10 protein-coding genes and 1 CRISPR repeat array are annotated in these 13,713 nt (G+C 38.4%); of the genes, 4 read left to right on the top strand and 6 right to left on the bottom strand.

The genetic code is table 11. The features are described 5' to 3' along the window. The first annotated feature begins 1 nt into the window (after nucleotide 1). The 4 genes from ID165_RS07175 to ID165_RS07160 all read left to right on the top strand — a co-directional run bounded on the left by ID165_RS07175 (nucleotide 2) and on the right by ID165_RS07160 (nucleotide 3,622). The gene (locus ID165_RS07175) at nucleotides 2–820 is read left to right on the top strand and encodes an SDR family oxidoreductase (protein WP_192349678.1); all 819 of its coding nucleotides are present in this window, start codon (nucleotides 2–4) and stop codon (nucleotides 818–820) included. A 42-nt stretch (nucleotides 821–862) separates the two neighbouring features. Further along, entirely contained in the window at nucleotides 863–2,038 is a 1,176-nt protein-coding gene (gene uxuA, locus ID165_RS07170) for a mannonate dehydratase (RefSeq protein WP_192349677.1), read from the top strand. Further along, complete coding sequence (locus tag ID165_RS07165; RefSeq protein ID WP_192349676.1) at nucleotides 2,035–2,589, top strand: sugar O-acetyltransferase; 555 nt, start codon at nucleotides 2,035–2,037, stop codon at nucleotides 2,587–2,589. The genes uxuA and ID165_RS07165 overlap by 4 nt, the downstream gene beginning before the upstream one ends. A gap of 100 nt (nucleotides 2,590–2,689) precedes the next feature. Beyond that, entirely contained in the window at nucleotides 2,690–3,622 is a 933-nt protein-coding gene (locus ID165_RS07160) for a UDP-glucuronic acid decarboxylase family protein (protein WP_192349675.1), read from the top strand. A gap of 758 nt (nucleotides 3,623–4,380) precedes the next feature. Then, nucleotides 4,381–6,989: a CRISPR direct-repeat array (repeat unit 30 nt; unit sequence AAATCAGTACTTTACTAGTGAAATCACAGC). A gap of 140 nt (nucleotides 6,990–7,129) precedes the next feature. Here the strand turns inward: ID165_RS07160 and cas2 are convergent. The 6 genes from cas2 to ID165_RS26665 all read right to left on the bottom strand — a co-directional run bounded on the left by cas2 (nucleotide 7,130) and on the right by ID165_RS26665 (nucleotide 13,687). After that, the gene (cas2, locus tag ID165_RS07155) at nucleotides 7,130–7,477 is read right to left on the bottom strand and encodes a CRISPR-associated endonuclease Cas2 (protein WP_192349674.1); all 348 of its coding nucleotides are present in this window, start codon (nucleotides 7,475–7,477) and stop codon (nucleotides 7,130–7,132) included. Further along, nucleotides 7,470–8,366: a type II CRISPR-associated endonuclease Cas1 gene (cas1, locus tag ID165_RS07150; protein WP_192349673.1), complete on the bottom strand. Its 897-nt coding sequence runs from the start codon at nucleotides 8,364–8,366 to the stop codon at nucleotides 7,470–7,472. Before cas1 ends, cas2 begins: the two co-directional genes overlap by 8 nt. 67 nt (nucleotides 8,367–8,433) lie before the next feature. Further along, nucleotides 8,434–9,012 (bottom strand): transposase, encoded by a 579-nt coding sequence (locus tag ID165_RS07145; RefSeq protein WP_192349672.1) that lies wholly within the window; start codon nucleotides 9,010–9,012, stop codon nucleotides 8,434–8,436. 39 nt (nucleotides 9,013–9,051) lie between these two features. Further along, on the bottom strand, nucleotides 9,052–9,204 hold the full coding sequence (locus ID165_RS07140) for a hypothetical protein (RefSeq protein WP_225587022.1): 153 nt from the start codon (nucleotides 9,202–9,204) through the stop codon (nucleotides 9,052–9,054). A 384-nt stretch (nucleotides 9,205–9,588) separates the two neighbouring features. After that, entirely contained in the window at nucleotides 9,589–13,293 is a 3,705-nt protein-coding gene (gene cas9, locus ID165_RS07135) for a type II CRISPR RNA-guided endonuclease Cas9 (RefSeq protein ID WP_255505165.1), read from the bottom strand. After that, on the bottom strand, nucleotides 13,271–13,687 hold the full coding sequence (locus tag ID165_RS26665; RefSeq protein WP_225587020.1) for a hypothetical protein: 417 nt from the start codon (nucleotides 13,685–13,687) through the stop codon (nucleotides 13,271–13,273). The genes cas9 and ID165_RS26665 overlap by 23 nt, the downstream gene beginning before the upstream one ends. Nucleotides 13,688–13,713: the final 26 nt, after the last annotated feature.

The raw sequence follows: 13,713 nt of genomic DNA, 5'->3' as shown, positions 1-13,713 counted from the left end.
TATGAGTAATTCACTATTCTCACTTGAGGGAAAAAAGATAGCCTTTTCAGGTGCCACAGGAGTACTGGGTACATCTCTGAGTATTTATCTGGCTAAAGAAGGAGCAGAAATCCTAATTCTAGGGCGTACCCCTGCAAAAGTGGAAGACTTGGTTAAGACTATAACGGAATTTGGCGGCAAAGCGGTAGGCTATATCTGTGATGTTACGGATGAAGGCAGTATTCAGGGAGTTTATACAGCAATAGAAAATGAGCACGGATACATTGATATTCTGATCAATGCTGCCGGCGGCAATATGCAGGGAGCTGTAATCACACCGGACAAGACATTGAAAGATTTAGAACTGGATGCCTTACGAAAAGTAATGGATTTGAATTATCTGGGAACAGCTATTCCTTCCAAAGTTCTTTTCCCCCTTATGTTGAAAAATGGCAAAGGCAATATCATCAACATTAGTTCAATGGCGGCTTCACGGCCAATGACCCGAGTAATGGGCTATGCTTCGGCTAAGGCTGCAATCGACAATCTCACCAAATTCTTATCAGTGGAGCTCTGCGCCAAGCATGGCCCTGAATTTAGAGTAAATGCAATAGCCCCTGGGTTCTTCCTTACCGAACAAAACAGAGCGCTTCTCACTGAATCTGACGGAAGCCTTACCGGCAGGGGAAATCAGATTATCAGCCATACTCCCATGCATAGATTCGGCAAACCTGAAGATTTAAACGGAGCATTGCACTGGCTATGCGCAGACGCATCCAAGTTTGTGACAGGAACCATCGTCGCTGTAGATGGGGGATTTGGGGCTTATTCCGGTGTTTAACAATTTGAAATCTCAAATTTAAAATCTCAAATTAATAATATTATGACCCATAAAATGGAGCAAACCATGCGTTGGTATGGACCAAATGATCCTGTTAGCTTAAGAGATATTCTCCAGTCCGGCGCCAGCGGCATTGTGACGGCCCTTCACCATATTCCTAATGGGGAAACGTGGTCACGTGAGCAGATAAAAGAACGTAAAAGCATTATCGAAGCCGCCGGGTTAACTTGGTCGGTAGTGGAGTCTGTTCCCGTACATGAAGTCATCAAAACCCGTTCTGGAAATTACCTAGAGGTAATCGAAAACTATAAAGAAACAATTCGGAATCTTGCTGCTGAAGGCATTTTCACGGTATGTTATAATTTCATGCCTATTCTTGACTGGACCAGAACAGACTTGGAGTATGAGCTTCCCAACGGTGTTAAAGCATTACTTTTTGAGAAAAAAGCAGTTCAGGCATTTGACCTTTTTATCCTAAAAAGAGCAGGTGCTGAAGCGGAATACTCTAAGGAGGAATACGATGAGGTCAAAGCTTACTATAAAGCCCTCAGTCCTGCCAAGCATCAAATGGTCATCGATAATATTCTAAAAGGACTTCCCGGATCTGAGATAGGATACACTATGGACGAATTTAAAGCAATGCTGGCAACCTATGACGGAATCGATGCAGCCAAACTTGCCGAGCATTTGAGGTTATTTTTGGATGCCATAGTCCCTGTAGCGGCAGAAAATGGTGTTTGTGTGGCAATACACCCGGATGATCCTCCTTTCCCGCTTTTTGGACTCCCTAGAATCATGAGCACGGCAAATGATGCCAGAAGAATTCTTAGGGATCAGCCGAGCCCTTACAACGGACTTACCTTCTGTACAGGTTCTTTTGGGGTAAGAGCAGACAATGACCTTCCTGCTATGGTACGGGAATTTGGTGATCACATCCACTTCATCCATTTGCGAAGTACCAAACGGGATGAAGCGGGAAATTTCTTTGAAGACAATCATCTGGAAGGAAATGTGCCGATGGTGGCAGTAATCGATGAAATCATACAGGTGCAACAGAAGCGGGGCAAAAGCCTTCCCATGAGACCGGATCATGGCCATCTAATGCTGGATGATTTGAGCAAAAAAACCAATCCAGGATATTCTGCAATCGGCAGACTAAAAGGATTGGCTGAAATCAGAGGTGTGGAAGCAGCACTGCTTTATACAAAATCAAAATGACTCAAAAGGAGAAAATGCTAGCCGGTGAACTCTACCAAGCCGGAGATCCGGAATTGGTAGCCGAGCGCTTAGAGGCTAGAAAGCTATTGAAAACCTTTAATGATTCAGATCCGGAGGATTCTGTATATAGAATTTCTCTGGTAAGAAAACTCTTCAGGAAATCAGGGAAAAATCTATGGGTTGAGCCTCCTTTCTATTGTGACTACGGTTCAAATATTGAAGTTGGGGACGATGTGTTCTTCAACTTCAATTGTGTCGTACTGGATGTATGTAAAGTAACACTGGGCGACCGGGTGCTGGTGGGGCCGAATGTGCAATTTTATCCTGCCACCCATCCACTAGACCCTATCCCAAGAGGGCAGCTATGGGAATATGGAAAACCCATTGCTATAGGTTCAGATGTATGGATTGGCGGATCCGCCGTGATCTGTCCCGGAGTAAGTATTGGAGAACGAACAGTCATCGCTGCAGGGGCAGTAGTGACCAAAAATTTTCCTTCTGATGTAGTCGTAGCCGGAAATCCTGCCAAAGTGATTAAGCATCTGGTGTAGCAAGATTTAAATCCCCCTTCCCTGATTTCTTTTTCTTACTATTAATAAACATTTGCTTATTTTTGAATTCCAGTGTTTTTAACCCTTTTGTTTTAACTGAATGAAGCGAGTATTAGTAAGTGGTGGTGGTGGATTTCTCGGTAGTCATCTTTGTGATCGTCTTCTAAAAGAAGGCAATGAGGTTCTTTGTGTAGATAATTTTTTCACTGGTAATAGAAGGAATATTCACCACCTGCTCGACAACAAGAATTTTGAATTACTTCGTCACGATGTCACGCATCCACTTTATGTTGAAGTAGATGAAATTTATAATTTGGCATGTCCTGCATCTCCTATACATTATCAGTTTGATCCGGTTCAGACCACTAAAACATCCGTGATCGGTGCAATGAATATGCTGGGCTTGGCAAAGCGCTTGAAAATCAAAATTCTCCAAGCCAGCACTTCAGAGATTTACGGAGATCCGGAAGTTCATCCGCAGCCGGAAACCTATAAGGGGAGTGTAAATACACTTGGACCACGGGCATGCTATGATGAAGGAAAGAGATGTGCTGAAACGCTCTTTTTCGATTATTACCGCCAGCATAAGGTTGCGATCAAGGTCATGCGGATTTTCAACACCTATGGGCCAAGAATGCATCCTAACGACGGACGTGTAGTCAGTAATTTCATTGTACAGGCACTTCAGGGAAAAGACATAACCATGTATGGAGATGGAATGCAAACCCGTTCTTTCTGCTATGTGGATGACAACATAGAGGGGATGTTCAGGCTTATGAACAGTCGTGATGGATTTACAGGACCGGTCAATATTGGAAACCCAGGTGAATTCACTATGCTTGAACTTGCCCGGCAGATCATTGAATTAACCAACAGTAAAAGTAAAATGATCTTTTTGCCATTGCCCCAAGATGACCCTATGCAAAGGAAACCACTAATTGATCTGGCAAAAAAAGAATTGGATTGGGAGCCAACGGTGAACCTTAGAGAGGGATTGGTCAAGACTATAAAGTACTTCGAATCAGTGATCTGATCTAAAAACTGATCTTCAAGACGAAAGGCCTTAAAATAGTTTTTAGGGTTTCAAAAAAAGCATTTTACAAAATGATGAGACTTTTCAAGTAGTCTGCCATAAAATTACGCTTTCTGATAAATATATTTTTTTATAGGTTTCACCCCTTATTGGATTTGCTTTTGAAGTAGAACTTTACTGTGTTCCTGCTAAAGGTAGCGCACAATGGTTTTTGCCCTGCCTCTGACGGTGTAAAATGAGGAGATATTTGATCTAGACTCATGGTGTTTGGCTTTCCGTCTATCGTCTACTGCTTAGTGCCTGGCAAGCAATAAAGAAACCAAAACCATGAAAAAAGCGGGTAATATCCTCCTGAATCAGAAACCAAGTGGCAATCCCGATACTTGGGACAGGCCATGCTCCGGATGTTCCATATCGTTAAGAAACGTTGTGGATTACTCTCAAATCGACCAAAGGTAGCTTCATGAACACCTTATATACCAAACCAATAAGTGAATAAATCGGTGCTTTACAGGCAGGCCAATGCTGGATACTTAAAAATATGGACTGAAATCCGGTGGTGAATTGCGTTCAAATCGACCAAAGGGAGATTCATGAACACCTTATATACCAAACCAATAAGTGAATAAATCGGTGATTTACAGGCAGGCCAATGCTGGATACTTAAAAATATGGACTGAAATCCGGTGGTGAATTGCGCTCAAATCGACCAAAGGGAGATTCATGAACACCTTATAATATCAAACCAATAAGTGAATAAATCAGTACTTTACTAGTGAAATCACAGCTTATGATTTTTTTGATAGGAGCATCCCAAAGTTGTGAATTGCTTTCAAATCAGTACTTTACTAGTGAAATCACAGCAAGCCAACTGGATGAGTTCGTAATCTCAAGTTGTGAATTGCTTTCAAATCAGTACTTTACTAGTGAAATCACAGCTTATCAGGAAGAGTTCCGCCGCTCATGCAGTTGTGAATTGCTTTCAAATCAGTACTTTACTAGTGAAATCACAGCACGAAGGAGCTTCAAACCCCGAAGGTCCACGTTGTGAATTGCTTTCAAATCAGTACTTTACTAGTGAAATCACAGCTTATCAGGAAGAGTTCCGCCGCTCATGCAGTTGTGAATTGCTTTCAAATCAGTACTTTACTAGTGAAATCACAGCGGTTCCTGGAGATATAGATTTACCTCCAGAGTTGTGAATTGCTTTCAAATCAGTACTTTACTAGTGAAATCACAGCTTGCGGGAATATGCGTGGCCAAAGTACGCAGTTGTGAATTGCTTTCAAATCAGTACTTTACTAGTGAAATCACAGCCTCCGGTTTTTACGCTTGCGCAGGAGCTAAGTTGTGAATTGCTTTCAAATCAGTACTTTACTAGTGAAATCACAGCTCACATACGATACAGAAGAATTGAATTTGAGTTGTGAATTGCTTTCAAATCAGTACTTTACTAGTGAAATCACAGCAGGTCTTTTCATAGTAGGCATACTCCATGGGTTGTGAATTGCTTTCAAATCAGTACTTTACTAGTGAAATCACAGCACTGATCGAGAAATCAAAAAAGGGCTGCTTGTTGTGAATTGCTTTCAAATCAGTACTTTACTAGTGAAATCACAGCCTTTCACCCGCCATGGTTCTAATGGAATCAGTTGTGAATTGCTTTCAAATCAGTACTTTACTAGTGAAATCACAGCGTCGTAAACAGTCAAAAAATCCACCTACTAGTTGTGAATTGCTTTCAAATCAGTACTTTACTAGTGAAATCACAGCCATCACCTATCACCGCAGTGCTCCGCCTCAGTTGTGAATTGCTTTCAAATCAGTACTTTACTAGTGAAATCACAGCGTCGTAAACAGTCAAAAAATCCACCTACTAGTTGTGAATTGCTTTCAAATCAGTACTTTACTAGTGAAATCACAGCGATGCGGGATATGTGATATCAGATGTTTCCGTTGTGAATTGCTTTCAAATCAGTACTTTACTAGTGAAATCACAGCCGTCAAAAATCCACATACCATACTTTAGTAGTTGTGAATTGCTTTCAAATCAGTACTTTACTAGTGAAATCACAGCTGCATTGCGTGTAGTAGTCGTTCGATGACAGTTGTGAATTGCTTTCAAATCAGTACTTTACTAGTGAAATCACAGCGTCACCTACAAGCTTTATTTATCATCTGTGGTTGTGAATTGCTTTCAAATCAGTACTTTACTAGTGAAATCACAGCATCCAGTTTCTTTACTGTGGGTAAGTACATGTTGTGAATTGCTTTCAAATCAGTACTTTACTAGTGAAATCACAGCTCACGCCCAAACCTACCAGACCACTTATGGGTTGTGAATTGCTTTCAAATCAGTACTTTACTAGTGAAATCACAGCGGCAAGGCGGTTGTTCGGTCTGCTAACTCAGTTGTGAATTGCTTTCAAATCAGTACTTTACTAGTGAAATCACAGCCTTTTTCTTTACCTGCTCATTTGAAAATAGTTGTGAATTGCTTTCAAATCAGTACTTTACTAGTGAAATCACAGCTACATTCCATGTAACATAAACCCTTTTAGGGTTGTGAATTGCTTTCAAATCAGTACTTTACTAGTGAAATCACAGCATTCAGGATGGGGAGGTGTAATATTCCGTAGTTGTGAATTGCTTTCAAATCAGTACTTTACTAGTGAAATCACAGCACCTCTATTAAATGAATCTATACAAACCATGTTGTGAATTGCTTTCAAATCAGTACTTTACTAGTGAAATCACAGCTGGCTGGTCTGAGTTTTATCAATTATCAAAGTTGTGAATTGCTTTCAAATCAGTACTTTACTAGTGAAATCACAGCCAAGTTGTTATACTTTTCATCTTCTTCTTGGTTGTGAATTGCTTTCAAATCAGTACTTTACTAGTGAAATCACAGCGATTCTTTTCTATGGAAGAAAGTAGTTCCTGTTGTGAATTGCTTTCAAATCAGTACTTTACTAGTGAAATCACAGCTTATTTTCACTTTCAAGTAGTTCTTCCTTAGTTGTGAATTGCTTTCAAATCAGTACTTTACTAGTGAAATCACAGCCGTCAGTTAGGTTTTCACCCGTCAATAAAAGTTGTGAATTGCTTTCAAATCAGTACTTTACTAGTGAAATCACAGCTTCTTCGCTAAAGAAGAGGGAATCGATTAGTTGTGAATTGCTTTCAAATCAGTACTTTACTAGTGAAATCACAGCCCTTAATTGTTCCTGAGTTGGTGCCTTCCTGTTGTGAATTGCTTTCAAATCAGTACTTTACTAGTGAAATCACAGCCAAATTAAAAAGTTTTACAATTATAAGTTGGTTGTGAATTGCTTTCAAATCAGTACTTTACTAGTGAAATCACAGCATACCCCACGTTAAGTGGCTGGTATGCTGTTTTTTATGTTAAAAATTAGAAAATTAAAAAATACAGGATTTTGGAGGCAAAAGAGAAAGACCCGGCGGGTTTTAAAAACCTGTCAGGTCTTGTAAAGTAACTTTTCCACCTTAAAACAACTCCAACTGCTGAGACGGTGCTTCTGTTTCTTGCGGCTTGGTTCCATAAAATAGCTCCATCATCCCAAACTGCTTGTCGGTGATAGACATAATCCCTACTTTCCCTTTTGGCGGTAAATTCTTCTTGGTTCGCTTGATATGTACATCGGCATTTTCCCGGCTGGCACAAAAACGCATGTAAATCGAAAACTGAAACATGGCAAATCCATCGTCCAGCAGTTTTTTCCGGAAAGAAGTTGCAATTTTTCTATCCTTGCGGGTTTCGGTGGGTAGGTCAAAGAAAACTAAGACCCACAAACTCCTGTATTGGTTAAGTCGTGAGAAATATTTTTCATCCATATTCCGGGTAAATGATTTTTCTGCTGATCCCTGCAAAGCATTCAAACAAAGAAGATGTCGTCCTGGATGCTGCTACCATCAGGGGGCTCTTTTGACCATCAATCTTTACATCCAATGCGGGAATATTGAGTAACTCCTTTTTCAAGTCAGTATTGAGTTCTGCATATTCATCTTGGTTTTCCACAATATAGGACACCACCAAATCCACATAGGGACGATAAGGTTCCATGATATCATCCGCCAGACAATAGGCATTGTACTTATTCCTATGCCAAATCCCCACTCCCGGCAACATCCCCGAAGAAACCAAACACCTAGCAATAACCGCCCTCAAGATGGCGTAACCGTAATTGAGCAGATTATTGGGAGGAATACCTACCTGTCCCCTATTGAAATCCGGTATATCAAACAAACTCTGCCAATAAATTGCAGCAGCCTGCGCCTCATGATTTCCCGTATCCCCTGAGCTTACATTTTTGTAGAGGTATTCCATTCTTTTGGACTCCTTTCCCTTCTCCAGCAGCAGGGCATGCTGGTTTTTGATTTTGGCGGAGACAGTCTGTTGCCAGAGATTTTTCTTAAGCGGTTGGGAAGCTTCCAGTTGATACCTCACCCGCTCGGTCTGCTCTGTATGGCCCTGCATGGGAAGCAGCAAGCCTTCGGGAAGATGTTGGGCATTGCAACTGACAACTGCCACTTTTCGAACTGTCAACTTTGCAAGTAGCCCATTGGTGATGGTGATCTGTTGGTTTTCCAATACGATCATCCCCAGATCTTCTATGGGAACTGTCCGATCAGGCTTATCCGCTTCAGGGAAACTGATATGCAACTGTTCATTTTTAGTGCTTAAATAAGCCGGATTGCCGAAGAAAAGAGTTCTTTTGATCATAACATTTCGTTTTGGAAGAGGGGCCTTTTCTAAAGTGTCAACACTTTAGAAAAGTTTTTCTTGTAAATCATTCCATATCTTTATTCATCAACCATTCTTTTTTCATTTTCATCATATTTTGCACATGTTCCCAACTGTCAAAGAAGTTCAAATAGTAGTTTCTGTCTAAATTTGAAAGCTTCTCTGGACTCCGGTAAGCGTGCCAGCTGGACCATTTCCAGTTTGTGTGGTCTTTGACAAAACCATGCTTGACCGGATTGAGGTGTATATATAGAAAAGTTTCCTGCCATTGGCTTTCTGTCAGAATCGGTTTTCTTTTAAAATTTTTGATAAACAGGCTTCCTTTTCTTTGATATTTCTTATTAAAAGATTGAGTATAGGAGCTGAAAAAATTGGAGAATTGTTTCGAAACCAACTTTTCCAAAGTTTCGAACTTTGGAAAAGTTTTAGTCAAATCAGCCTCTCCCCTCACCCCCACCAACAAGTGAAAATGATTGGGCATTAGACAATAGGCATGGGTATCTACAACTTCTCCTAAATACTTGACATATTGCCGAAGGAAGAACCTATAGTTCTCCTCTACTCGGAAAATATTTTCAGTTCCGTTGGCATGGTTGTAGATATGGTACGGTTGACCTAGTTCCATTCTTCTATGTTATTTTAGTAGAAACCTTTTCCAAAGTTTCTAAACTTTGGAAAAGGTAAAAAAGGTATCCACTACTTCTCCCGGATACTTGACATATTGCCGAAGGAAGAACCTATAGTTCTCCTCTACTCGGAAAATATTTTCAGTTCCGTTGGCATGGTTGTAGATATGGTACGGTTGACCTAGTTCCATTCTTCTATGTTATTTTAGTAGAAATCTTTTCCAAAGTTTCTAAACTTTGGAAAAGGTAAAAAAGGTATCCACTACTTCCCCGGATACTTGACATATTGCCGAAGGAAGAACCTATAGTTCTCCTCTACTCGGAAAATATTTTCAGTTCCGTTGGCATGGTTGTAGATATGGTACGGTTGACCTAGTTCCATTCTTCTATGTTATTTTAGTAGAAATCTTTTCCAAAGTTTCTAAACTTTGGAAAAGGTAAAAAAGGTATCCACTACTTCCCCGGATACTTGACATACTGTTGTAAGAAAAACCGATAGTTTTCCGCCTCCCAGAATTGTTCTGAGTTCTGCTGACATGGGTGTAGATATGATGGGATTGGGGTTGTTTCATTTTTTAATACTCCCCTATTTGTACAATCTTCCCTAAATGATTCAAACGTAATTTTACCATTCCTTCAAAATAAGAAAGGCTTTTTATATTCTTGAATACTACATCTTTCAAAATAGCATCATCATTTAAGACTGTTTCTAAATGATGTCTAAAGACATATTCTCGTACAAACGAATTACCATATTGAAGCTTTGAAAATTTTTGAACCCTAAAAAGGTTTTTACTGATTTTTGGATAATTTATTGAATCAAAAAGATCAATTTCCTTAGGGTTAAAATCTTCAGATGGAAAGATGAAAAATTCATTTTGCTTTAAGGTAAATAAAAACTTCCAATCATTTTCATGCCTATACTTAATTATAGATTCTCCTTGGTTTTTTCTAATTACAGCTTCGAAGAATGTTAATACTTCATCTTGCAAATTACCTTCATCATCTTGATAAATTGCCACATGATGATTATTACCAGTACTTACAAAATCTATCGGAATTTCTTTTCCGAAATCATCAAGAACTGGATGGCCAAGGTGATCTTTTTTAACATGAAGTGACTCCGCATTACTTACTCCCGAAATCTTTACCCGCTTTACACTAATCCTTTTTTCTTTATTTAACCATATAGGATTTTCATGCAAATTAGAAAAGGCTTGTTTGGGATCTCCACCAAATTCATCTAACCTCTTTTTAAGAATAGATCTAACACCAACATCAACAATTTTTTCTATTGATTTATAATCAGGAACAATTTGCTTTGAATTAGGACTTGCTCCTACTATTTCTTTCCTAATTGTATAATTTTCATCAAGAGATACTGTTTTAACCTTATTTTCCAGTATGATCTTTTTTTCCAAATTCAAATAGATTGGCATTTTGCTCAAAGCATTTTTTCCAGTAAATGCCTTTTTTGGATCGTTATTGTTTTCTGCCAATCTTTTTAACAAAGCTTCTCTTTCTTGTTTTTTGGCAACAGTAGCTATCTTTTCTTCATCAAAATAGCCACCAACTTTTTCAAACTTTGTCGTGTAAAATTGGGATTTACCATAAACTGTTTCTTTGTGTAACTGTCCCCTCGGAGTCAGGACAATTTGTTCATTAAACCCTTTATACTTTTTAGTTTTATTTTTGTTAATAGTAACTACCTTATTTTTCGCCTTGTAGGAAACTAAAATCTTCGAAAGACACCTTTTTGCTTCAATCCTAATATTTTCTATAGGTGAAATAAATTGAATTCTACCATTTACTTTTATAAGGTATTTTTGCTCAATCGCATATATGTCTGCACTTTTTTTTCCAAATCGATCTCTCGCATTAAGATTATTTAAATATTGGATGTATGCAGGCTTAGTTAAAGCTACTGTAAGGGCATCCATCGCATGATGCCTATGATCATTTCGCTTTGTCCAATCCTTGATCCTGTTTAACCTTTCCCCATTCTTTCCTTCTATGGTATATGTCAAACCAAGCTTGTCATATTTCTCCCAATTCAATTCTTTCATAACATCTACCAAGCCCCAATCCTCTCTGAGCTTATCTGTAATTAATCCTGTAGTTACAGTAACCCTTCTTGAAACCTCAAGAAGTAACTCTTTCGATTTTTTGCTGATATACCGGGTTTCTTGAAGTTGCCTAGCGATGAAATCTTCAGGGATTTTATCATTCGCCATCAATAATTTTTGGATTTTAGCTTTACCTAACTTGCCAAATAAAGACTTAACTCTAGACTGATATTGATCAAAGTCCTCTGTGGAATATTTATTTTCAAGAAAACTAAAAGCTGTCACATTCGCCTTATCGATGTTCAGTTGCCTTTCACAGATCGTTTTGTTTGAAAAAGAATCATCGAATAATCGTGCTTTTGGAATGATGTGTTCTATATCATATTCTTTTGAAAAAAGTTTACTTGCTTCAATCGGCTTCCCCGTATAAATTGAAATTCCGTCCGTCTCTAGCCAAAGCTTGTATCTAAGCAAATCATTTTTTGTGACTCTTTTTAGACCAAATTCTTTTTTTAAAATTTCCCGGAATTTTTCATGATCCCTAGTGGCAGATGCAATATTGGAGGTCATGTTTTTTCTTTGCTCAGCATTGGCTTTAAGTTCTCTTGCCATCTCAACTCTGATTTCATCAGGCTGACCTAGACTTGGATCATTGATTATTGCATTGACTACATTGATCATTTGGTTGAGTATTTTTTCAACAACAGGATTTCGTAAAGAATTTTTATTCAGTAAATCAAGTTTGGTCTTTAATTCTCGTTTGTCATTGTCTTCCTTAGTCAAGGATGAAGAATGGTTATACCCCCCATATGCACACGCTTTATCATAGATTAATCCTGTCTGTAGGTGTGGTAAAATCTTTTTAATGGCTTTGCTACTTAACGATGCATGATCATCTTGAAGACTTATTCCGAGGAGGGTTTTGGTATGCTCTGGTTTGAAACCAAATTTCTTGATCAAATTTTTCTTTAGTTTCTGATCATCTTCAGAACTATAAAGCAAATGCCAAAATTGAAGATAGGGCTGATTTTCATAATCATTACCCTCAAGCTCATAGTTGACACGGAGTAATCCAAGATCTACACCTAATCTTAAAAATACCTCAGAAAACTGATCCAAGATATCATCAGCTTTCATTTTAGCCAAATCAATAGATTCTCCGTCTTCTATTTCCAAAATTCTTGCAAAAGCTTCAAAAAAAGTGTGATTTGTTCTATTCCCCTCTAATTTTTGAAAATTCAGCTCCCATTCACTAGGCTTAAGGTTCATCAATTTCAATGCATCGCTTTGAGATAAATCCTTTTTAAATGTCAACTCTTCAGCTAAAGCAAGTCTATCTTCTAATGCTAATTCAAATTTCTCATTGGGATTGTCCTTCTTAATTAAGACCAGGTTATTCAAATTTTGCCAAATTCTGAACTCTTGAAAGCAGGGATGCGATTTAGGTGTTACCTTATGATGCTTTTCAAACTCACACTCACTTATTAAATGCTTCTGAGATTTTAATGGTCTATGATAAAAAATAATCACATCCCTCACCTGTTTTTTAAACCCTTCTTTTAACTCCGAATGGAATTGTGTTTGGACACTCCATAATCTCTCAAATTCATCCAAATAATCTTGTCTGTAGAATACTTGACCTTTTAATCGAGTGTGTGGATTTTCGTGTACTTGACTATAGAGATATTGACCGACAGTCAGCTTATTAAAATACAATTCTTTACTTCTATCACTTATTGCGCCGAGGTATCCACTTGAATTACTTATTTGTGAATTGATTTGGGATAGTATAAAGGCTATTTCAGAAAGTTCCAGTTTGGAATTGATTGCCGTTGACCTCCATAGATATTCTTGAAGCTTTCTTTCATCTCTTTTCCCCTTATTTTCTGCTAATTGGATTCCTCTCTTATTAAAAAACTGTTTGGTCGGAGTTGCAGCCTTCCCCATCCAATCCTTTATGAATACATCATTCAGAATATCTGGATAGTACTCTGATTGATGACTTGCAATTCTTTTAAACTCATCCTGAAGGTCTGAACGATAAAAGTCGGGAATATTCTTTCTCCCTGATTTTAAAGCTTGGTAAACCCATTGACCTGGAGTCAAGCCATTTTCATAAAGCTCCTTGGCAATTCCCATACTATCAATTGCTTGCCCTTCATCCTCTTCTGACTTTGCTTTTCTACTACTTTTATATCCTCTCTTTTTGTTCAATTGCAGTAACACCCGTAAAAAAATCCTCTAATTCAATCCTTTCATTAGCGGCATCCGATCGAAGTTTTAGTGTTGAAAAAGTAGATGATGAACCATCCTCTGCATATTGAAAATTTGATGGTATTAGTTTTTCATTTTTGAAGATTTCAATTAAGGCATTCCTCCTTTGCTTATACCTTTGTAAATTTCTTCTTGCCCCTCTCTTTAATGTTCTATCTGCATTGATTGAAATATTATTCCCTTTTGAGAAATCGTTTTCTTCATCAGAAGTTAAAGGAACAATTCTAACCCCCATATCTATGATCTGGCTTCCTTTGACTTCTTTCTCCGGCTCATGAATAAAAGCCCAACCAAGTGAGGTCGTCCCCAAATCCAATCCTAAAATCTTTTTCATATCCTTTGAGTATTTATATTTATTCT

Source organism: Algoriphagus sp. Y33 (assembly GCF_014838715.1).
GTDB lineage: Bacteria > Bacteroidota > Bacteroidia > Cytophagales > Cyclobacteriaceae > Algoriphagus.
The sequence above is the reverse complement of the archived record's forward strand: the minus strand, read 5'-3'. Positions and strand labels throughout refer to the sequence as shown.

Excerpts from the sequence above, each read along its gene's own strand:
- cas1 (WP_192349673.1), bottom strand. The coding sequence starts at position 8,366 with ATGATCAAAAGAACTCTTTTCTTCGGCAATCCGGCTTATTTAAGCACT.
- cas2 (WP_192349674.1), bottom strand. The coding sequence starts at position 7,477 with ATGGATGAAAAATATTTCTCACGACTTAACCAATACAGGAGTTTGTGG.
- ID165_RS26665 (WP_225587020.1), bottom strand. The coding sequence starts at position 13,687 with ATGAAAAAGATTTTAGGATTGGATTTGGGGACGACCTCACTTGGTTGG.
- ID165_RS07160 (WP_192349675.1), top strand. The coding sequence starts at position 2,690 with ATGAAGCGAGTATTAGTAAGTGGTGGTGGTGGATTTCTCGGTAGTCAT.
- ID165_RS07165 (WP_192349676.1), top strand. The coding sequence starts at position 2,035 with ATGACTCAAAAGGAGAAAATGCTAGCCGGTGAACTCTACCAAGCCGGA.
- ID165_RS07145 (WP_192349672.1), bottom strand. The coding sequence starts at position 9,012 with ATGGAACTAGGTCAACCGTACCATATCTACAACCATGCCAACGGAACT.
- ID165_RS07175 (WP_192349678.1), top strand. The coding sequence starts at position 2 with ATGAGTAATTCACTATTCTCACTTGAGGGAAAAAAGATAGCCTTTTCA.
- uxuA (WP_192349677.1), top strand. The coding sequence starts at position 863 with ATGACCCATAAAATGGAGCAAACCATGCGTTGGTATGGACCAAATGAT.
- ID165_RS07140 (WP_225587022.1), bottom strand. The coding sequence starts at position 9,204 with ATGGAACTAGGTCAACCGTACCATATCTACAACCATGCCAACGGAACT.